The sequence below is a fragment of the Pelatocladus sp. BLCC-F211 genome, from assembly GCF_041928655.1.
In the GTDB taxonomy this organism is placed as follows: domain Bacteria; phylum Cyanobacteriota; class Cyanobacteriia; order Cyanobacteriales; family Nostocaceae; genus Pelatocladus.
On sequence record NZ_JBHFLM010000094.1, the window covers coordinates 32,066 to 54,047 of the forward strand.

Sequence of the window (21,982 nt, forward strand, 5' to 3'; positions counted from 1 at the left end):
TTTTGGCTTCAGAGAGCAATGATTTTCAATAAACTATAATTATTAAAACTCAATCCGATTGTTTCATAACAATATTATATTTAATAACAAATAAGCCCATGCCTGAAGGCAATGGGTTTCCACACTTCCCAGGAGGCTTTATGACGTTGGCTGCAAAACCGACAGTTGAAAATCTTGGACACTACGCTTACTCCGCAATCAAAAAACACTTTAAAAAAACCTTAAAATGGGAAACAGAAGTTAAAAAAGATAAAGATCCAGAAGCATTACATCAAATGCGAGTAGGGATGCGTCGCTTACGTACAGTTATTAGTAGGTTTGCGATCGCTATCAATCTCCCAAAGGTTGTAAGTGATAAAAATGTCGGTAAGATAGCACATCGTCTTGGTAATCTTCGGGACTTAGATGTATTAAAAGAAACTCTCGAAAATCTTTCTCAACCACAATTACCTAAAAAAGAACGACAATCTCTACAAACAGCTTTGGATGCTCTAGAGAAACAACGGGAAAATGCACTTGCCGATGTGCAAACAATGTTGAAAGATGAACGTTATAAATCAATCAAACAAGCCTTAAAAGATTGGTTGGATGAACCAAATTATCAACCACTGGCATGTTTACCTATGCAGGAAATTTTACCAGATTTACTTTTGCCAGAGGTGAGTAATTTCTTATTGCATCCAGGTTGGCTAGTCGGGACTCAAATTGAAGGATCTCAACTGGTAGTATTACACGATTGGGAAGCCGAAAAAATAGAAAAAGAATTAGCAACCAACGGTAAGACTCTTCACAGTCTACGGAAACAAGCCAAACGTATACGTTACCAAATGGAGTTATTTAGCGACTTATACGGTGAAACTTACACAGCTTATGTTGCTGAACTCAAAAACATCCAAGATATCTTGGGTTCTATGCAGGATAGTACAGTTATGGCTGAGTGGCTAGAGAATATCTTCAAATCAGAAATTGATACTCAGATTCCCACAATTGCTAACAAGTTAGCAGAAAATCGTTACAAAATGTGGGAGCAATGGCAACCATTACAAGAACGGTATTTACAAGGGAAAACTAGACAGGATTTACATTTAACAGTACTTTATCCTGCTTAGATTAATTCAATTAGGACTTACGCAGGTGTGACACACAATTCTCATTTGTTGTTTGTAGTGAGGACTTTAGTCCTCATTACAGTCAGAAAAACAGGTTTATGAATTGCAAAAGTTAGTTTACGAGTCGCAGAAGTTAGTTTGCGAGTCGCGAAAGTTAGTTTATGAAGCGATTGCTCGCACTGTTGAAATACTAGCATCTTGAACTTGAAGCGCGATCATTAATGCTCAAGCAACTTCCTCACTCTCAATCTTCTTTTCATCTATTTTTTCTGATTCCCCTTCTATTTTTCTTTCTTGAATATAATTATTCACCTCCCCAGCAGAGGTGAATCTGAGCAATTCAGATGCATACAAAGAACTTCTCTTGAGCAAATCAATCACAACTTTTTCCATGAGATTTTTTTTCTTATCTTCATCATCAATCTGGCGACAAAGTTCAATGGCTAACATAGTATCTTGTGTTTTGATAAGATTGTTATAAAAACGATTAACTTGCTCAAGGGTCTTACTGTAGATAAAGAAATTAGCTCCTCCGATAAACTGAAGTAAAACGCCTGAAATTCCAGATATAACAGGTATACTTATATTAAGATTTGGATTGAACAAGAAAAGTACAATAGCAAATGTAATTGTAAGAAAACCTAAAAATATTAGAAAAAGACTTGTGTAGAAGCTGTTCCTCGCCTGATTTTTATTAATTGTATAGTATTCATCTAATTGATTCAAATTTAGTTGAATAATTTCAAGAATATTAGATGATGTTTTTTCACGTATTTTTTCCTGTATTGCTATTCTTTCTTGTTTGAGGTTGATAACCTTTCGATCTTCTTGAAAGTTTAGCCGGGAAAGTGCCAGAAAAGCAAAGAAGCCAAAACAAACTGCAATCAGGATAAAAAATCCGATAAAAAACCATGTTGAGTACAAATAGCCACTTAGGAAGTGAAGCCCCAATTCTCTAATAAGAGGTAGAACTCCTACTAAAAGAACTCCAGTTAATACTAATCCAATATATATTCCTAAATCTTGTTTTTTCATTTATCCTCTCGTAGCTCGATTACTTAACCTCCGCAACCTTGCTAGCGATCGCACTCTAACCCAAAATCTCCTTATACTCAAGCTCTCGCCACAAACCTTTAAATCGAAAATTTCCACTGATTTGAGCATCACCCTCAAGACTTTTTCGTCAGCTAAAAGAGATAATGCTATATCCTTTCTTTCGCTGGTGGCGTAATACCGCGATCACTTAACCCTTGTGAAACTTCATTTAAAAATTCCAAGTCTTGTGCTGGTAAAAACTGAAGAGGATTTTCTGTTTTTTCCAGAAAACTAAAAGCTTGCCGAAATTGACTTGGGGTTGCGTCAATCGGTGAGTCGAGGTGACAAGGAATAATCCGCAGAAAATCCCAACTCGCTACTTGGTTAGCCCATTTGATAGTTTCCTCTGGATCTCGGTTCAGAATTAGAGTTTGCAGAATTGGTGCCACAAACAAGCGTCCATCCCCGCGTAGAGTATAAAAAGACTGTTGCCAATTATTCCATTTAAAAGGAAACAAACCAAAATAGGCTTTCTTGGAACGATCTGGCGCTCCCAATGCATGACGAAAAACTTGTCCCATGCCAACTACTTCTAGCGCACTTGGTCGGAAGTAAAAAGCAAATAATACAATTCTTTGCCATCCTTTACGACGGTTAGCCTCAGTGTCAAAAACGATGTGGAAAGCGTCGTCTTTAGCATGAAATAGTAAAGGATAAGGATCAAGTTGGACTATTGGTGGTGGTTCAGCAGGGATAGACAAAACTATATCTGTAACTAACAATGTCCGCGATCGCTTGTGGAAAAATGCAACTTCCGCAAATCGTCCTGGTCCCAACTCAATAGGGCCAAGAATTGCATAGTCAAACTCATTACCAAAGGGTACATCGCTACTATTTGCTGGCAATACATGAGTACGCCCTAAAGGTAAACCCAGCCAACTCAGGGGTAAATTGAGAGGAAAACTCCACTGTTTCGGGGCTACAAACACTTGTGCTTGGGGAAAGCGTCTGGCAAAAGGGCCGACAAAAACTTTATGCTCTAAACCAGAAATGGTAGGCAGGATAATATATTTGATATCCCCGTGTTCTGCAACTAATTCTTCAACCAGGCGTATACACTCTGGAGTTGGTGCGATCGGTGCATAAACGAGAAGTCCACCTGCTTCTAGCTTCACAACAGTCATGCGAATTGGCACAACAACATAGAAAATGCCCTGTATCTGGTCAAAAGTCCAAATCGTATCCTTAACTACTTCTTGGCGGAGTGTGCGTCGTTTGCCAAATGGATATAGTGGTAGAACAGGCCAGAAAGCCCAAGACCAATCTTTTAAAGAAATACCATCCTGTTGTGTCTGCATATTTTGCACGTTCATCGTGGTTATTTCCACGACTCGATCCTCCCAATCCCCAAGACTGAGAATATTTTATCTAAATCTGCTCTAATAAAAATAGGGGTGTGAGGGTGTAAGAAAAAATCAGAATCTTTCTGAAATTTGTCCTGAAAATCCCTTGAAATTTTTTATTCTTTAATCCAAATCGCCAGTCCACCCCCACGTCCACGCGCCGCGATTAAATCTTCTGTGATCAGAAAGAAGCTAAAAAAGGCAAGTTTGGCAATAGTTTGATTGTAGAAATCCTCTGTTTGACTCTTACCGCCTCGAATCTGTTGTTTATAAACAACACGACCAAACAAGCTGATGTGCATTTGGGTAAAATCAAAGGCCAACAAGTTTTTCTTGCCTAAATATTTGGCTGGGCCTGTGAGTTTTAACAACAAGGGGCCAAGTTGTACCTGATTGCCAATTTCGCCTTTACCATCAACCATATCTGTAGCAGCAAAACAAATGTGTGCTGATGCTAACTTTGGTAGATAAAAACCTCTACCTAATTCAATTCCTCCCCGCTTTTTAAGTTTATGAGTCCCTGTGGTAAAATATAGTCGCCATTGACCGAGTAAAGATGCAAAAGAATACTGAATTTTTTGTTGTTTAGCAGCTTTTTCTGCTTGTAATAAGGCATTTACCACTGCTTTAGCTCTGGGGCGATCGCCTGCTTGTTTGCGATATGCAGACACAGCTTGATCAAGTACGGTTGCAAAATCTGCTGAAGTTGGTGATGTTAAGTCAGGCGATCGCATTGAGTCATCCTCTTTAGTTTGGCTTAGAACTAATAATAGTGCGGTGGCGGGGATCGCTGGCAACTGTCACTGGTTGTTTCATCAGGTTGTAAATTGGTTTGGTCTGGATTAGTAGATTTACAAATTGAGAGAGCAGTCCTTCACCAGCCCAGTCTGGTTTGATTTTGTCTTTCATCTGAAATTATATATATCGAATCGAGGCAAGATAACAATTTATATTTTAAGTTTTAATGTGAAATTACAGTAAAATTACAATTTAAAACTACAATTTAGAACACAAAACTTTATTTGAGATTAAATTTTTCTAGTTATGAGTATTTTATTTAATCAAAAGTTTCGTTTGCTTATTGGTTTTGCTACTTTATTATCTGCTGGTTTGGTCGGTGGCTATTTACATACTCAGTCCAACACTCAACAGCAATTTTCTTTAGCCTCTGTTCCAGCAAAACCTATAAGCGCTAAAAATTTGCCGGAAAATAATCTAGGTCAACAAAATAATTTTGCATCAAGCTCAGAATTGATCTCAGCTTCTGCCCCATATCAAGTTATTGATGAATTTAAAAAGTATAAATATAGCGTTAACGGCAATAAAATTATCTCTCCTGCCAAACTACCAACTAATAAAGTTAATTTCAATCAAAAAGATTTATTATTTGTTCTTACTAATACTAGAAAATATTACCAAGACCACGCTAATCAAGATCCAGATATTCTCCGAACAGGATTACTAGGAACTACGGGTGTTAGTGTCCAAGACACACTGAAAACCCTAGATTTTATGATTACTGTATTAAAAGAAGATATCGCTAATAATCGCACCACTCGCTTACAAGATCCTAATTTTATTAATACTAATTTTAAAGTAATTAAATGGTCTGCTTATAAGCCACAAAACCCTCAACAAAAACGGCTCAGAATTACTAAATATGCCGTTTTCACTCATACAGGATCTCATAAGAAGACTTCTACATACAATATACCAATTTACAGTTTAAAAGATAATTTAACTGGCGATAAATTCTATACTAGATATACCAAGCAGGATGTTTTATCAGGTATCTATGAACCTGGTGGAAGAGAATATGGTAAAGTTGAACCTCTTGCTTATTTGACTCGCAAAGGTTTAGAAGAAGCCTTGATGCAAGGAACTATATTAATTAATTTTACGGATGGGACTAGAGAGTTTTTTAATGTCGATAGAAACAACGGCATGTCTTATGTTCGAGGTGTGAAACCAACAGCACAAAAGCGCTATTGGTATTTTAGAAAAGTGAATGCAATTAAAGGATATGGATATAAAATTGACGCAAAAATTTCCATTAAACCAGGAGTAACTTTTGCGGGGGATGTATTGAATATCGGTTTAGGTCGGGTAATTGTGATTGAGTATGGTCAAGGTAAAAGTAAACAATTAAAAATGGGAGTAATAGCCGACACAGGCGGAGCATTTTTACCAAACCTTTATCAACTCGATTTTTTGGCAGGTATTTTTAAGACTAATAAAGATTTTACCAGGTACATTAGTCAATTACCTGAATATGCTACAGCATATATTTTAGTTAAGAAGTAAATTTTTTTATTCATGCTGTAGAGCGATAGAGAATTCCGCCGGATTGGTTTAAAACAAATCTTCTTTAATTATTCGACCATCTTCTATGTGGATAATTTTATCTGCTATGTCTAGAACTCGATTGTCATGAGTCACCATTAAAATAGCACATTGCTGTTCCTTAGCCAGTAGCTGCATTATTTCTACAACTTCTCGACCTGATTTACTGTCTAAAGCAGCAGTCGGTTCATCAGCTAAGACTAATTTGGGCTGACTCACTAAAGCACGAGCAATGGCTACTCGTTGCTTTTGCCCTCCCGAAAGATGGGTAGGATAGTAATTAACTCGATGTCCCAATTTAACAGCATGAAGCATCGCTTCTGATTTCAGACGAGCCTGTCGGTAAGAAAGATTTTTTTGTAGTTCAAGTGACATTTGGACATTCTGGCGGGCTGTTAAGAAATCAAGTAAGTTATGAGCTTGGAAAATATAGCCAATTTGGCGTCGTATTTGTACTAACTTTTCATCACTGGCCCCATGCAATTCCCAATCTAGAAATTTGAGGCTCCCTTCTTGGACAGACCGTAAACCGCCAATCAAAGTTAGTAAAGTCGTTTTTCCTGAACCAGATGGGCCAGACATAATTACAATTTCTCCAGATTTTACCACCAAATTAATGTCAAATAAAATCTGGCTTCGTAATGATTTTTGACCAAAGTAGTGATTGATATTTCTAACGGAAACAACAATTTCTTGTTGAAACATGAATTTGCAATATTATGTGATTAAATTAGAAAATGTCTGCTGGATCTACAGATCGCAATTTATTTGTTGATAAAAATGCCGAAGTTAAACACATTAAAAGTGTAGAAAATAAGATTATTAATGCCTTTTCATAACTCATAATTACTGGTAACTTAGTAGCATTCTTAGCCAAATCGTATAAACCCATAGATATAATTATCCCAGGGATATAGCCTATAATTGCCAAAATTACAGCCTGTTGAAAAACTACACCTAGCAAATATTGATTTTTAAATCCCATTGCTTTTAATGTTGCATATTCAGCTAAATGGTTAGATATATTACTATAAAGGATTTGATAAACAACAACTACACCAACAATAAATCCCATGATTACCATTAAATTAAATACAAATCCAATAGGTGTTCTTAAACTCCAATAGTTTTTTTCAAAATCAATAAAACCCTGACGTGTTAAAATTTTCACATCTTTGGGTAAGTGGTCTGACAAACTTGCTAAAACTTTTTGGCGATCGGCACCGGGTTTGAGAGTAAGTAATCCTATATCTATATAATCAGCAGTACGGTCTCTAAATACCTTGATGAAAGTTGAATAACTAATCATTAAATTTCCATCAACTCCAAAGGAAGGTCCAAGCTTAAATAAGCCACCGACTTTAACTTTGTAGCCAATTGTCGAATTATATCCAAATATTTCAATGCTAACAGGTTTTTTTTGCTCAAAATTTTCCGCGATTGGTCCAAACTCTGATCGAGAACCACGATCAAATAAAACTACATTAGGACGTTTGAGAAGATTTATATTATTCTCGATTTCTGGTAATTTAAAAACAAATTCGGCTGGGTCAAAACCCAGTACGTATATAGGGAACTTACGACCATTAATTGGGTTTTTTAGTTTAGCAAATTGAACATATACAGGCATGACCGACTTTATATCATCAAACCCTAATGCTTGATATAAACGAACACGTGGAAAACTTTGATTTGAGGTCAAAGATTTATATTGAGAACTAATTATAAATAAATCTCCTACTAAGTTTTTCTGCACTTGTGTAGCACTGTCATAGAGAGCATCTTGAAAGCCAATCTGCATGAACATCAAAACAGCAACAAACGCAATACCAGCCAAAGCTACTGCAAAGCGGAGTTTTTGTCGAGCTAGTTGTAGCCAGGCTACAGGTATATTGTTAATCATCTTGTAAACCTCAAAACTGAGATTAAAAATGCAATTTTTTGGAATAAAATCCTCAAAAATTTTCTTCAGATTTTCTATGATCAAACAAGTATTTATTATTGAGATTGCCTAAGATTGATAAGTACTTCTACTTGTAAGTTAGTAAGGGCTGCAACTCGTTGATTATCTGCTGGGTTATTGATACGAATTTTGACATCAACTACCTTGTTATCTGTATCTGCTTCTGGATTGTTACTAAAGATATTTTGTTGAGTAACTTGTAAGCCTATATCTGTTACTGTTCCTTGTAATTTGCCGGAAAAAGCATCGCTAGTAATAATTGCTGACTGACCTAGATGCACTTTTTTAATATCAGTTTCATAGACTTCTGCTACCACATACATCTGCTCTGTGTAACCGATCTGAGCAATTCCTTGATTACCGATAATTTCTCCAGGCCAAGTATAAATTTTGATGATTTGTCCATCTACAGGCGATCGCACTACGCTCAAATCCAGATCAGCACGAGCCTGTACTACTGCTGTTTTTGCCTTTTCAACCTCAGCTTGAGCTGCTTGGACATCAGTAGGACGGACTTCAGCAATACTCGCTAGCCTAGCTCTAGCTTCGCTTAACTGTTTTTGCAGAGTGTCTACTATACGGCTCCGGTTAGCTTTTGCCTCATTGAGCTGTTGTTGGACAGTATCCATTCTCAAGCCTTTAGCATCTGCATCGGATGCTGAAATAGCTCCCTGTTTGTACAACATCTGATACCGTTGATTTTCGCTTTTGGCATTACGTAATTCTGCCTGTAAGCGAGCTATCGTTGCTTGTTGTGTAGATATTTCTCCATACAACTCTGCTTCTAGGCGAGCAATAGTCGCCTTTTGGGCAGCTATATCTCCTGCTTTCGCCCCTGCTTTTACCTGATTGAGACTAGCTTGAGCAACTAAAACTTGTTGTTTAGCGTTTTCTAAGGCTGCAAGACGGACATAAAAATTGTCAAGCAGTGCAATTTCTTGCCCTTTACGTACTTTATCCCCTTTGTTTACAAGGAGTTTTGCTACTTGGACACCACCTTGGGAATTAGGAGCAGACAAATTAATCACTTCTCCTTGAGGCTCTAAACGTCCAAGAGCAGCAACACTAGTAATAGCAGGGGTATTAATTGGGGTAGCTGAAGTATTATTTGCAGACTTTGGTCTAAATCTAGAAAGGCCGTAGAGAGAAATTGCACTGATACCTACAGCCGTAGCAATTGCCAAAATTATAGGCAACTGATTTATAGGTATCGTAATTGGCTGCTTTTGTTTTTGCACCATGATTTATATTTTCCTAGCTAAGGATACTACTCTCTTGCAATTATTCATGTAATTTAAGAGAGACGAATGGCAATAGCTCTGCTCTACAGTCATATAGATAGTAGAAAGTAAACTGGATCAGATTGGCTGATAATTTCGGATTTTATTGTTGCTATCAGAGGATGGATTATAGAAAAAATATCCATCACTCTGTAGCAGTGGCAGCCAATCAGGAATTTATGTCTTCAAATTTGTACTTATTTATTGGTTTAGCACACCTCTTTTTTCCTTTTCATAATGTCTAAGTATTCGCTGCGAGTTCCATCTATACGATAGTGATCGCAAATCTGACAGAGTTTTAAAAGGTCTAATCGACTAAATACTTTTTGATGCTCAATTCCATTATCGTTCCTCCACCGCCAAAAAGTTGTTCGATCAATACGGCGATTGTTTTCAGGCCATCGCCGTCTCGATAAAAACTCTATAAGTTCTTGTTCATAAAAACAGTAGCCTTTTGGCAATTTGAGGAGTTCTTCTCTTAAATTAGATAGTGGTATGAGTGGATCTAGCTCAGATAGTCTCATGCCAACAACTCCGTTTTGTTTCGTGGAATTCTAATCAAGTAAAAGCTGAATGTCACAAGGTGATAATCATATCTAATGGTAGATGAGAAAATAGAGTTATTAAGGTAGTGAATCTGTGCAATGCCATTACCTCCTGCACGGAGTTTTATCTTTATTCAATTTAATCACCAACCATAGTCTTTTTGATACTCAAATGCAACTCTTATGCAACAACTTTAAACAGAAAAAATAATAGCAATTAAATTATTAGCATGAATAGTAATAGGCATCTCTTCGCAAGCAAATATATTAGTAGAATTTAGTTAAAAATGTAATTGAATCATCTATCATCAAGCAGAATAATTTGTATCATTTATTTGTGATTGAAATAACAATATAAATTTTATATAAAATATAGACTTCTACAATATATTTTTAAAATATCAACTTTTGATCGTAGATGTTTGTACTAATAATTTTTATACATTAATCTGCGTATAACTAACCCATTTCGCTCTCCTTAATTAAAAGAACTTAGAAGGAGATGCTTAAACAGCATAAACAAATAGTAATAAATAGTACATACAGTTTGAATAAAAACTCACAAATTACATATTCTCAAAAGAAAGAATCTAAGCTGATTTTATAATCAAGGATGAAAATTAACTTATTTTCTTTGATTTTATGCCTTATTTTCGGATTTTCATGACATTAACATGACATTAAAAATAGGGAATATACAATTTATATGCAATTTTGGAAGATAAACTCTTAGTAGATGAGATAGTGTTATTAAAAGTTGGATATAGGTGATGTGGCTAAAGTTGTTCGCGTCCTCAAGAGAATGAAACTACAGCGATTCATGCTCTCATTGACCAGATTTGATCACCAGCGGCTAATTTTTCATGCAGCCCGCCAGACAGCTCGTAAAGCTGAAATGGCACGTATCGCAGTGCATGAATGGCTCAATCAACACGATTCTGAACTGGAAGAATGGAAAACCAAAACCGCTTCTGAGCTTGGAATTAGTATTAGTGAACTTGAACGACGACTATTAACCGCTGCTCAAGAACAGACAGAATCTAGAAAGAAAAGTAGTGATGCTGATTCAGAATAGAACTACACTTAAACTGTGGCATAACTCCTCAATTATGTATCAAATTATCAACAACGAATGAATGACCACTAATGTAGTTATAGGAATCCTATGTGTTTTATTGATTTAGTAGTTGAGCTAGGGAGAACTTAACTCTAAACATGAAACATAAACTGTAACTATTTACGTTTAAAAATTCAATAGGAATCCTATATATAAATTGGCAATTACCAGAAAAAACACTCCTGTAGAATTTCATATCCCAAGAGTTGGTTTGTTGCATATAAGTTGCTACACAGAAGTAAGCAGTCTAGAATAAGCAGCAAGAGTCATGGATGATATTACGTATGAAAATAAATTAATTTGATTAATTTATTTCTATGAAATAATCCAACATAAAGCTATCTCAAGACTTATGTAGCAGCCTTAAAGATATGAATTCTAATTTGCTCTGTAAAAATAATCAATGATTATCTCCTAATTACTACTTCAAGATTATTTTTGATAGAGCATATAAATCTTGGCTATTTCCCTACATTCTCCAAGTAAATAATGAAAATTAAGCCATGGCTGCTTCTAGAATTGAAGTTGACTTTGCACAGTTACAAAAAGAAGTTAGCAATTGTGAACAGGCTTTGCACAAACTGATAAAGGTTAAAAAAATGATGTCTGCAAATGCAACTGAAACTCATAAGATCAATAGAAAATTGCAACAAAATCCTGTTGCTATTATTGGAATGGCTTCTATTTTCCCGCAATCTAAAAATTTACAGGAATATTGGGAAAAAATTATTCGCCAAGTTGATTGTATTACCGATGTTCCTCCATCGCGCTGGAATATTGACGATTACTACGATCCTAACCCCAAAGCCCCTGATAAAACTTACTGCAAACGTGGTGGATTCATCCCCGAAATCGAATTCAATCCAATGGAATTTGGACTTCCTCCAAATCTTTTGGAAGTCACAGATGTTTCTCAGTTGCTAGGTTTGGTTGTTGCAAAAGCAGCTATCGAAGATGCAGGTTATGGTGAAACCAGACAATTTAACCGAGAGCGTACTGGGGTAATTTTAGGTGTAGCCCTAGCAAGACAATTAGCAATGCCATTGGCTGCTAGATTAGAGTATCCCATATGGGAAAAAGTCTTAAAAAGTAGTGGCTTGTCTGACGAAGATACGCAAAAAATTATCGAGAAAATCAAAAGTGCATATGTGCCATGGGAAGAGAACGCTTTTCCTGGTATGTTAGCAAACATAGTTTCTGGACGAATTGCCAACCGCCTAGATTTAGGAGGGATGAACTGTGTAGTCGATGCTGCTTGTGCCAGTTCATTAGGAGCATTAGCAATGTCAATTAGTGAACTAGTCGAGCATCGAGCCGACATGATGCTCACTGGTGGAGTTGACACTGACAACTCAATTGTTGCCTATATGTGTTTCAGCAAAACACCTGCTGTTTCCCCAAGCCAGAACACCAAACCTTTTGATGCTCAATTAGATGGCATGATGCTAGCTGAAGGTATTGGCATGTTGGTGTTGAAACGGCTGGAAGACGCAATTAGGGATAATGACCGAATCTATGCAGTGATCAAAGGTATTGGCGCCTCCAGTGATGGTCGCTATAAAAGCATTTATGCACCTCGTCCAGAAGGTCAAGTCAGAGCTTTGCATCGTGCTTATGAAGATGCAGGATTTTCACCTACCAGTGTCGGTTTAATTGAAGCACATGGCACAGGTACTATGGTTGGAGATCCCGCCGAATTTACAGCCCTCAAAGAAGTTTTTAGCGAAAACAATTCCCGAACACAACATATTGCACTTGGAAGTGTTAAATCACAGATTGGACATGCAAAAGCTGCTGCGGGTGCTGCAAGTCTCATCAAAACAGCGTTAGCTCTACACCACAAAGTATTGCCAGCAACCATCAACATCACTCAACCACATCCTAAACTAGGTCTTGAAAACTCACCGTTGTATTTGAATACAGAAACTAGGCCTTGGATGCGCTCTCAAGGAGAAGTACCAAGACGTGCAGGAGTAAGTTCATTTGGTTTTGGTGGCACAAATTACCACATTGTTCTAGAAGAGTACTCTAGTGAACACGATCGCCCTTATCGTTTACATAATACCCCCCAATCAGTACTCTTATTTGCATCAACACCTGAGCAGTTAAAATTACGCTGTCAAGAAATTTTGGGTCAGTTGCAATCCCCAGAGAAAGAACGGCATTATTCACAACTAATTGCGACATGTCAATCATCAGAAATTCCTGCCACAAATGCTAGAGTTGGATTTGTCGCCGAATCTTTGACTGAAGCTTGCAAATTATTGCAGATCAGTATTGACTTGCTCACCAATAAGTCACAAGCGGAATCTTGGGAGCATCCCCAAGGAATTTATTACCGCAAAGCTAGTCTGCCAACTGAAAGCAAAGTAGTTGCTTTGTTTTCTGGTCAAGGTTCTCAATACCTGGAAATGGGGCGAGAACTTGTGATCAACTTTCCTTGCTTGCGACAGACCTATAGTGAGATAGATCACCTTTTCTGCAAAGATGGTCTCAAACCCGTTTCCGAAATAGTTTTCCCTCCACCTGTTTTTGATCAAGCTCAAAAACAGTCACAAGTTGAAGCATTGCAAAAGACAGAATATGCACAAGCAGCAATTGGAGCTTTCAGCGTTGGTTTGTATAAGCTATTACAACAAGCAGGATTCAAGCCAGATTTTCTCGTCGGACACAGCTTTGGAGAATTGACGGCTCTGTGGGCTGCTGGTGTTCTCAATGAGCAAGATTACTTTTTCCTGGTTAAAGCTAGGGGTCAAGCTATGTCTGCACCAAACGATCCTCAGTTTGATGCAGGAGCCATGCTGGCAGTTAAAGGTGATGTCAGTCAAGTTGAAGAAATCATCAAGAATTTCCCTTTAGTGAGCATTGCTAACTTGAATTCTCCCACTCAAGTGGTGCTAGCAGGGGCAAAAGCTGAGATCACCCAAATACAGCAGCAACTGAAAGCTAAAGCTTTTTCTACCGTTTTGCTGCCTGTTTCAGCAGCTTTTCATACACCATTGGTAGCTCATGCTCAGAAACCCTTTGCTCAAGCAATTGAGGGAGTTCATTTCAACGAGCCAACAATCCCTGTGTACACTAATGTGACAGGAGAGTGTTACCCGAAAGAACCACAAGCAATTCAAAAAATCCTCAAACAACACCTGATTAATCAGGTACATTTTAAGCAAGAGATTGAAAATATTTACGCTCAAGGTGGCTATTGTTTCATAGAGTTTGGCCCTAAAGGCATTCTGACCAACTTAGTCAAAGATATCCTCCAGGGTAAACCTCATTTAGCTGTGGCTTTGAATGGGAGTTATCAAAAAGATAGCGATAGCGATCGCTGTTTTCGAGAAGCTGTTATGCAGTTACGTGTCGCTGGCTTATCTTTAAAAAACCCCGATCCTTACCAACTTGAGCAGAAAACACCAGAAATCAAAAACAATAAGCAGCTGATTGTCCAGCTAAATGGTTCTAACTACGTCTCAAAAAAAACAAAACAGGCTTTTGAAAAAGCTTTGCAAAATGGGCATAAAGTTAGTCTCCCACATACAAAAGATAAGTCCTCTGAGATAAATACCCCATCTAGTCCCCCTACTCAAAAGATAGATCAGATGCCCATCTCCCAACCTGTTAATACACACCACAGCCAGTCCACACCAGTTGCAAACGGTAATAAACCAGAAAAATCTTCCGATCTGAAGAAATACCCTCAAGCAACTCCTAAAGCACAAATGCAAACAAGTCCAGAAACTACTCAAAGTTATCAACTAGTTTTAGATAGTTTAGAATACAGCCTGATACAATTTAATCGCAATCAACGTGACACCTTGCGTGTTCATGAACAATCTTTGAAGCATCAGATGGAATATACCAAAACCTTTTTCCAACTGATGCAGCAACAGAATTCTTTGCTGCTAAATGATCAATTCCCTCATCAAGATGCAGAAACGAAACAAATAGCCCTCTCCTACTCTGAGCGCAGCATCATGCGCTTTCACGAACATCATGGTGAAACACTGCGCGTCCACGATCAATATCTAAACCATCAAACAGAACAAACCAAAAACTTTTTCCAATTGCTCCAGCAACATTACAGTCAGCTACTTGCGACCATAAACACGAAACAGCCTACGGTATTTAATGATGAACATACTTCTGCTGCTCCCGTCGCAGTCAATGATAGAACTACCGCATCTGTTGCTGTACCCACTCACAGCTTTATAACTAACTTTGAGCCTGTTTTAATCAATGGCACAAGCAATGGTATCAGTCATGGTGTGAGTAATGGTACTAGGACTATTGTAAATAATGATACTTACAATAGTCCTAGTCATGACACAAAATCATTCTCCATAACTACCTCTGATACTCTTGTCATTCCATCTTCAAATGTGCCGTCATTACCTCTAACCGTTGATGAACCCACCTTCATTCAGACTCTACTAAACATAGTCAGTGAAAAGACAGGGTATTCGCTAGGAATGCTGGAACTGTCGATGGATACAGAGATAGATTTGGGAATTGATGCCGTTAAAAGAGTTGAAATTCTGGGAGCATTACTGGAATTATACCCAGATTTGTCCAAACCCAATCCCGAAGAACTGGCAAAAAAACGTAGCCTTGGTCAAATTGTAGAATATTTGCAGACTCTGATCCCAGGAAATACTGAGGTTGAATCTGCATCTGCGAAGACAGCACAAGAAGTTGCTTTGGATGAGAGTAATGCCGCGACGCATACGGATAGCAAAGATTTACACTTAGCTTCTTCCTCGGTAGTTCCCCTTACTCTTGGTACTTCAGAAGAATCAACTTCGCCTGTTCCATCCCTTGACTTAACTGACCTCAGTCAAATTCTACTAAACGTAGTCAGTGACAAGACGGGCTATCCAGTTGAGATGTTGGAACTGTCAATGGATATGGAGGCGGATTTAGGTATTGATTCCATTAAACGAGTTGAGATTTTGGGCGGACTACTGGAGTTATGCCCAGATTTGCCTAAGCCCAATCCTGAAGAATTGGGAGAATTACGTACCCTTGGTCAAATCGTTGACTACACGAAACAACAGGCTAATGTGCTGGAAAAAAAAACACTTCTAGCCGAGCCTTACAACCAGCAATCTGAAGTCAATCATAATATTCTCCGCAGTGCAGTTCATCTCAAATTCCTTCCTGAACCAGATATATTGGATTTTTCCTTACCTGAGAAGCATATTGCTTTGCTGACTGATGATGGTACCCCCATGACTTCAGAATTAGCTCTAGCTCTTTTGCAGCGTGACTGGAAAGTAGTTGTATTGAGTTTTCCTCAAACCTTAATTGCAGATCAATTACCTTTACCAGAAGGAATTAATCGGGTTGTGCTGGCAAATTTGAGCGAGGAGCATTTGCAAAATCAGTTAGAAGCGATCGCTTCTCAGTATGGTCAAATCGCTGCTTTTATCCATCTCAATCCCGATAGCCATGATGATGTAAGTAATCACGTCCGTTACTTGGAAACTGAGAAAGCACTCCTGCGTCATGTCTTTCTCATCGCCAAACACCTCAAAGTATCACTCAATCAAACAGCATCTCAAGGACGCAGTTGCTTCCTTACCGTTGCTCGTCTTGATGGTCAGTTTGGACTAGGCTGCAAAACCAACTTTGGTGCCGTTAGTAGCGGATTATTTGGACTAACCAAAACCCTGAATCAGGAATGGGAAGCTGTATTTTGCCGTGCAATTGATCTGAGTCCTGATATAGATACTCAAACATCAGTACGGTATATCCTTAACGAACTTCATGATCCCAATCTGTTAATTACTGAAGTTGGATATAGCTCACAAGGGCGAACAACGTTAGTATGCAAACCGGGGACACGGGGAGATGAGGGACACGGGGACAAGGGAGACAAGAGGAATACAGATGAAATACTCACCGCGTCTTCTCGCCAATCTCAAGTTTTTCTTGTCAGTGGTGGTGCAAAAGGAATTACGGCTCAATGTGTCATCAAGCTGGCGCAGAGTTATCAATGCAAATTCATTCTGCTAGGACGTTCGCCTGTAGATCCCGAACCTGTGTGGGCTGAAGGCTGCTTGACTGAAGGGGAATTGAAAAAGCGGATTATGGACGATTTTATCGCCAGAGGAGAAAAGCCTACACCTGCAATGGTGCAGAAAAAGTACAAGGCTATTTCATCCAGACGAGAAATTCAAGCAACGCTACGAGCAATTGAAGAGGCTGGTGGACAAGCGGAGTATCTAAGTGTAGATATAACCGATGCAACACTGCTCCAAGAGCAAGTTACTACGGCAGTTGAGCGTTTAGGTGCAGTAACGGGAATTATTCATGGGGCTGGTAATCTAGCAGATAAGCGGATTGAAAATAAATCAGAACGGGACTTTGAAATTGTTTATACTGCCAAAGTTGCAGGTTTGGAAAACCTGTTGCGTTGTGTATCACCTAGCCAACTTCATTATTTAGTCTTGTTTTCCTCTGTAGTGGGTTTTTACGGGAATATTGGTCAGTCAGACTATGCGATCGCTAATGAAATTCTCAACAAGTCCGCTCATCTTGTTAAACGCAACTATCCAAATTGTCATGTGGTTGCGATTAATTGGGGACCTTGGGATAGTGGGATGGTAACACCAGAATTGAAAAAAGCTTTTGCCGAAAGGGGTATACAGACTATTCCTATAGAAGTTGGAACTCAAATGTTCGTTGATGAACTAGCACCAGTAAATCAACAAACTACCCAAGTAATAATAGGTAGTCCGTTAATATACATACCTCAGTCGTCCAACCCAGATTTGAAAAAATATCGTATCCAGCGCCGATTAATCTTAGTAGACAATCCATTTTTACAAGATCATGTCATTGCTGGTCGTCCAGTTTTACCTGCCACTTGCGCTCTCACGTGGATAGCCAATACCTGTGAACAACTCTATCCTGGCTACCAATCATTTAGTTGCTCAAACTTCAAAGTTTTGAAAGGAATTATTTTTGAGGAAACTCAGCCAATTGAATACATTTTAGATTTGCAAGAAATTTCTAAAAACGATGTTGATGAAATATATTTTGATGCTAAAATATGGAGTAAGAATCTAGAAGATAAAACTCGTTATCATTTCAGTAGCCAGCTAAAGATTAAACAGCAAATTCCAGTTTTTCCTCATTATGATTCGTCTAACTTAAAACAAGAAGAAATAATTCTCGGATCTAGTAAATCACTTTATCAAAACGGGGCATTAAGCTTATTTCATGGGTCTTGTTTTCAGGGTGTAAAAACTATCTTAAATACTAGCCCTGAAAAAATAACTATAGAATGTGCTTTGTCAAATGTTGAAGAAATAAAACAAGGGCAATTTCCTGTAAAAACTTTTAATCCCTACATTGCAGATGTTCAGATTCATGCACTTTGGCTCTGGACGCAATATTTTCATCAACAAGGTTGTTTACCATCCGAGATTAAAACTTTTGAACAGTTCGCACCTATACCATTTGACCAAATATTTTACGTTTCTTGTGAAGTAAAGTCAAAGACAGAATCATCTGTGATTGCTGATGTGATCGCACATGATAATCAAGGGAAAATATATAATCGCATGATTGGAGCAAAGGGAACTATTTTACTCAAAACCTTTAAAGATTAGAAGGATTAAAAAAGGACAAGTAGATATTCTCTCTTTTCTTATTCCACTTCTAATTTCTCTCCCAGAACATACATATAAAGAGGTTAAGTAATGGAAAAAAACGAACAAAATAAAAATCCTAAATTAGCGATTGTTGGTATGGATTGCTTTTTAGGTGGTTGTCAAGGATTAGATGCTTTTGAACGCAGCATTTATGAAGTAAATCAACACTTTACTACTTTTCCTTATCAACGTTGGCAAGAAGTTAAAACTCAAAACCATTTGCTCAAAAACAATGATTTTGACACTAATGTCGCACCTTTAGGAGCGTATATCAAAGATTTTGAAATAGATTTTTCAGATTTCAAATTAGCATCTGAGGAAGACAAATTCAAACCTCAAGAATTGTTGATGCTCAAGGTTGCTGACAATGCTATCAAAGATGTAAAACTAAACAAAGGAAGCAGGGTAGCAGTTATTATTGTTGCTGCAACAGAACTTTCTCTTCGTATTCTTAAACCAGAAGCGAAAGACACTATTTCCAATCTCTGGAATTTTGCTGGTCCTTTATTTACACTAGTTGCCGAACAACATTCTATATTCAAAGCTTTGGAGGTTGCAAAAAAGCTACTTGCTATTGGAGAAGTAGACGCTGTTGTTGTCGGTGCTGTCGAGCTAGCTGAGAATAGTCTTAGTCTTTTAGTGCAGAATCAAACGGCAAAATCCAACACAGGCATTAATACTTTAAGTTATGACCAAAATGTTAATGGTTGGATGCTAGGTGAAGGTGCAGCCGCCGTAGTATTAAAGCTGCACACAACAGCACAACAAGATAATGACTGCATCTATGCGGTAGTTGATGCTCTCAATATCTTGAAGGATAATTCTTCCTCTCACACAATCTCTGACTCGAAATCAGTCACGCAAGTATGTCAACTTGCTTTTGATTTGGCAGGTATTAAACCCACGGACATTGGTTATCTAGAAGTTTTTGCCAGTGGAGTTCCCCAGCAAGATGAGTCAGAAATACTAGGTTTGATTCGAGCTTATCAGACTTCTGAGCCTGATCTGTGTTGTGCAATTGGTAGTGTCAAAGCCAACATTGGTCATACTTATGCTGCATCAGGAATAGTTAGTTTAATTAAAACAGCACTCTGTTTGTATCACCGTTATATTCCTGGTGTTCCCCACTGGTCTGCTCCCAAAATGGCGCATATCTGGCAGAATAGTCCCTTTTATGTTGCTCCTGAATCAAAGCCTTGGTTTTTAGAGAAAGGAGCTACTAAAAGAATTGCTGCTATTAACAGTATGGAGATAGATGGCAGTTATGCACATTTAATTTTGTCCGAAGAAGCAGCTCAGATACAGCGTCGCAGCAGATATTTAGAGCAAATGCCTTTTTATCTTTTTGCTCTAGCAGCTGATGATTGTCCGGCGCTACTAGAGCAGCTCCATACTCTACAACAAACAATTGCCAATTCCTCTTCTCTATCTGCTGCTGCTAGCCTGACTTTTAGAACTTTTCAACAGCGTCAAAATGCCACTTATGCACTAGCAATTTTCGGACGCAATCAACAAGAATTAACACGAGAAATTCAGCGTGCTATTAAAGGTATTGCCGATGCTTTCAATACAGGTAAAGACTGGCAAACACCTGTCGGTAGTTATTTTACGCCAAAACCACTGGGTAACAAAGGCAATGTTGCTTTCGTTTATCCTGGTGCTTACAGTTCTTATCTCGGTATCGCCCGCAATCTCTTCCGCTTGTTTCCCAAAATTTACGAAGATCCTATCATCAAAAGCGTTTACACTCGTGTCAATAATATAGAGAAAATTCTCTATCCCAGAAGCCTGAGCAAATTATCAACAAACCAATTAGAAACGCTTGAGCAGCAATTTATAAATGATCCAGTTGCAATGCTCGAATCTGAGGTCGGTGTTGCTGGATTATTGACTGCTGTTCTAAGAAATTATTTCCAACTACAGCCTCAATGTGCCTTTGGGTATAGCCTGGGCGAAACGAGTATGATGCTTTCTCAGGGTATTTGGACACATTTTCACGAAGGTAGTGAAGGTTTAAACTCATCAGCTCTGTTTAAAACCCAGTTATCCGGCCCTAAAAATGCAGTTCGCAAATATTGGGAATTACCCCAGATACATGATGGAGAAAGTGAAGAGTTTTGGAGTACGTACGTTCTCATGTGTCCAGTTTCCCGCGTTCGAGAAGTTCTTAAACATGAGGAGCGCGTTTACTTAATTCTCATCAATACCCCAGAAGAAGTGGCGATCGCTGGTGATACAAAAGCCTGCCAAAGAGTGATTAAAACCCTAAATTGTGATGCTTTTAGCGCTCCTTTCAATCATGTGATTCATTGTGAGCCAATGCGTTGTGAATACGATGCACTTGTTAAACTAAATACTTTACCTACCCAAAACGTACCAAATACCGTTTTTTATTCTGCCGCAGAATACAAACCTATTACCCTTAACAGTGATTCTATTGGACACAATATTGCCAAAATGCTTGTTCAACAGCTGGATTTCCCTCGGCTAATTCAGCGCGTTTGGGAGGACGGCGCCAGAATATTTCTTGAAGTTGGTGCTGGAAGTAACTGTTCGAGATGGATTAGTGGAAATCTCACGCAAAAAGAACATATGACAGTTTCTCTCAACAAAAGAGGGATAGACGAGCATAGTTGTATTGTTAAAGCATTAGCCAAGCTCCTCAGTCATAGGGTAAAAATGGACTTGTCATCACTGTATTCTCAAGTCCAAGAAAATACTATAAAAAGCCATCCCAAGGTTAGAACGATAACTTGGAATAGCAATGAGTTGAATATCACACCATTAAAGGATCAAGAGAAAAAAATTTTCCAAGATACATCTTCAACTGTTCCGATTAAAGGTGATGAAAAGCAACAGTATAAACTACTGGATTTTAAGGAATTTGAACGCTTGGATCATTATTTTCAGCAGAATTTTGTGAACAGTTTTGAATTTGCAGAAAAACAAAAACAAACCAATGTCAATACGATACAACATGAAAATTATCAATTTGTCTCCCTTTCTAGTTCAATAACTCATATTTGTGAGCATCAAGATCATATGATAAATTTCCGAAATCAGTTATATCAAAATTTGATTGAAAATACTTCTCGGCTCACAAAAACTCACAGTATTTTTTTAGAAAATCGACAACAATTATTGCTTCAAATTAGTGCAATTATTCAGCTTCAGCTAGATTGTTTACAGCATATTTTTCAAGCTGAATCATCAGTTTCAGAGGATGATTAAAAGATTAATAAATCATGCCTAATACCAATTCTATATGAAGACGCATACAAAGACCCCACCCCCGCGTCGCCACCCCACCCCCCGTGCGGGGAGGGGTTGGGGGAGGGGGAAAATTATAAGCACCTTCACGAAGAATTGGTATTAGTGGTTAACAAAGATTAAATCATAGCCAACAGCCACACTACCACTACTAATAACCTGCCCAAAAACACCAATAGGGGTATGCTGAAACAGGTCTTGTACAACAGACAGAAACATACACACAAGCTCTCCAGTTAACGCATAGACATCTAAAATAAAG

12 protein-coding genes and 1 pseudogene are annotated in these 21,982 nt (G+C 38.1%); 5 read left to right on the plus strand and 8 right to left on the minus strand.

Annotation, left to right across the window (positions count from 1 at the left end):
* Positions 1–140: 140 nt before the first annotated feature.
* Positions 141–1,109 (plus strand): CHAD domain-containing protein, encoded by a 969-nt coding sequence (locus ACE1AT_RS11695; RefSeq protein ID WP_374868404.1) that lies wholly within the window; start codon positions 141–143, stop codon positions 1,107–1,109.
* Positions 1,110–1,334: 225 nt separating this feature from the next.
* Here ACE1AT_RS11695 and ACE1AT_RS11700 read toward each other — a convergent pair whose 3' ends face one another.
* From ACE1AT_RS11700 to ACE1AT_RS11715, 4 genes and pseudogenes are all read right to left on the minus strand, one after another.
* Entirely contained in the window at positions 1,335–2,144 is an 810-nt protein-coding gene (locus ACE1AT_RS11700) for a hypothetical protein (RefSeq protein ID WP_374868406.1), read from the minus strand.
* A gap of 167 nt (positions 2,145–2,311) precedes the next feature.
* The gene (locus ACE1AT_RS11705; protein ID WP_374868408.1) at positions 2,312–3,517 is read right to left on the minus strand and encodes a DUF4336 domain-containing protein; all 1,206 of its coding nucleotides are present in this window, start codon (positions 3,515–3,517) and stop codon (positions 2,312–2,314) included.
* Positions 3,518–3,663: 146 nt separating this feature from the next.
* Entirely contained in the window at positions 3,664–4,281 is a 618-nt protein-coding gene (locus ACE1AT_RS11710) for a hypothetical protein (protein ID WP_374868410.1), read from the minus strand.
* A gap of 76 nt (positions 4,282–4,357) precedes the next feature.
* A pseudogene (locus ACE1AT_RS11715) lies at positions 4,358–4,456 on the minus strand (class I SAM-dependent methyltransferase); the annotation flags it as partial.
* A gap of 135 nt (positions 4,457–4,591) precedes the next feature.
* Here ACE1AT_RS11715 and ACE1AT_RS11720 point away from each other — a divergent pair.
* Positions 4,592–5,851, plus strand: coding sequence for a hypothetical protein (locus tag ACE1AT_RS11720; protein ID WP_374868412.1), 1,260 nt, complete (start codon positions 4,592–4,594; stop codon positions 5,849–5,851).
* A 48-nt stretch (positions 5,852–5,899) separates the two neighbouring features.
* On the opposite strand, the gene ACE1AT_RS11725 is transcribed toward ACE1AT_RS11720, so the two are convergent.
* From ACE1AT_RS11725 to ACE1AT_RS11740, 4 genes are all read right to left on the minus strand, one after another.
* The gene (locus ACE1AT_RS11725; RefSeq protein WP_374868414.1) at positions 5,900–6,595 is read right to left on the minus strand and encodes a DevA family ABC transporter ATP-binding protein; all 696 of its coding nucleotides are present in this window, start codon (positions 6,593–6,595) and stop codon (positions 5,900–5,902) included.
* Between the two features lie 25 nt (positions 6,596–6,620).
* Positions 6,621–7,793: an ABC transporter permease DevC gene (gene devC, locus ACE1AT_RS11730; RefSeq protein WP_374868415.1), complete on the minus strand. Its 1,173-nt coding sequence runs from the start codon at positions 7,791–7,793 to the stop codon at positions 6,621–6,623.
* A 95-nt stretch (positions 7,794–7,888) separates the two neighbouring features.
* Positions 7,889–9,094, minus strand: a complete 1,206-nt coding sequence (locus ACE1AT_RS11735) for an ABC exporter membrane fusion protein (RefSeq protein WP_374868417.1) — start codon at positions 9,092–9,094, stop codon at positions 7,889–7,891.
* A 248-nt stretch (positions 9,095–9,342) separates the two neighbouring features.
* Entirely contained in the window at positions 9,343–9,657 is a 315-nt protein-coding gene (locus tag ACE1AT_RS11740; protein WP_016864395.1) for a hypothetical protein, read from the minus strand.
* A gap of 841 nt (positions 9,658–10,498) precedes the next feature.
* On the opposite strand from ACE1AT_RS11740, the gene ACE1AT_RS11745 reads away from it, so the two are divergent.
* From ACE1AT_RS11745 to ACE1AT_RS11755, 3 genes are all read left to right on the plus strand, one after another.
* Positions 10,499–10,753, plus strand: coding sequence for a hypothetical protein (locus ACE1AT_RS11745; RefSeq protein ID WP_374868419.1), 255 nt, complete (start codon positions 10,499–10,501; stop codon positions 10,751–10,753).
* Between the two features lie 545 nt (positions 10,754–11,298).
* Entirely contained in the window at positions 11,299–18,408 is a 7,110-nt protein-coding gene (locus ACE1AT_RS11750) for an SDR family NAD(P)-dependent oxidoreductase (protein ID WP_374868421.1), read from the plus strand.
* Between the two features lie 90 nt (positions 18,409–18,498).
* Entirely contained in the window at positions 18,499–21,681 is a 3,183-nt protein-coding gene (locus ACE1AT_RS11755) for a PfaB family protein (RefSeq protein ID WP_374868423.1), read from the plus strand.
* Positions 21,682–21,982 lie beyond the last annotated feature (301 nt).

Coding starts and splice junctions, on each gene's coding strand:
- ACE1AT_RS11695 (WP_374868404.1), top strand. CDS start 141: ATGACGTTGGCTGCAAAACCGACAGTTGAAAATCTTGGACACTACGCT.
- ACE1AT_RS11710 (WP_374868410.1), bottom strand. CDS start 4,281: ATGCGATCGCCTGACTTAACATCACCAACTTCAGCAGATTTTGCAACC.
- ACE1AT_RS11750 (WP_374868421.1), top strand. CDS start 11,299: ATGGCTGCTTCTAGAATTGAAGTTGACTTTGCACAGTTACAAAAAGAA.
- ACE1AT_RS11755 (WP_374868423.1), top strand. CDS start 18,499: ATGGAAAAAAACGAACAAAATAAAAATCCTAAATTAGCGATTGTTGGT.
- ACE1AT_RS11725 (WP_374868414.1), bottom strand. CDS start 6,595: ATGTTTCAACAAGAAATTGTTGTTTCCGTTAGAAATATCAATCACTAC.
- ACE1AT_RS11745 (WP_374868419.1), top strand. CDS start 10,499: ATGCTCTCATTGACCAGATTTGATCACCAGCGGCTAATTTTTCATGCA.
- ACE1AT_RS11720 (WP_374868412.1), top strand. CDS start 4,592: ATGAGTATTTTATTTAATCAAAAGTTTCGTTTGCTTATTGGTTTTGCT.
- devC (WP_374868415.1), bottom strand. CDS start 7,793: ATGATTAACAATATACCTGTAGCCTGGCTACAACTAGCTCGACAAAAA.
- ACE1AT_RS11740 (WP_016864395.1), bottom strand. CDS start 9,657: ATGAGACTATCTGAGCTAGATCCACTCATACCACTATCTAATTTAAGA.
- ACE1AT_RS11700 (WP_374868406.1), bottom strand. CDS start 2,144: ATGAAAAAACAAGATTTAGGAATATATATTGGATTAGTATTAACTGGA.
- ACE1AT_RS11735 (WP_374868417.1), bottom strand. CDS start 9,094: ATGGTGCAAAAACAAAAGCAGCCAATTACGATACCTATAAATCAGTTG.
- ACE1AT_RS11705 (WP_374868408.1), bottom strand. CDS start 3,517: ATGAACGTGCAAAATATGCAGACACAACAGGATGGTATTTCTTTAAAA.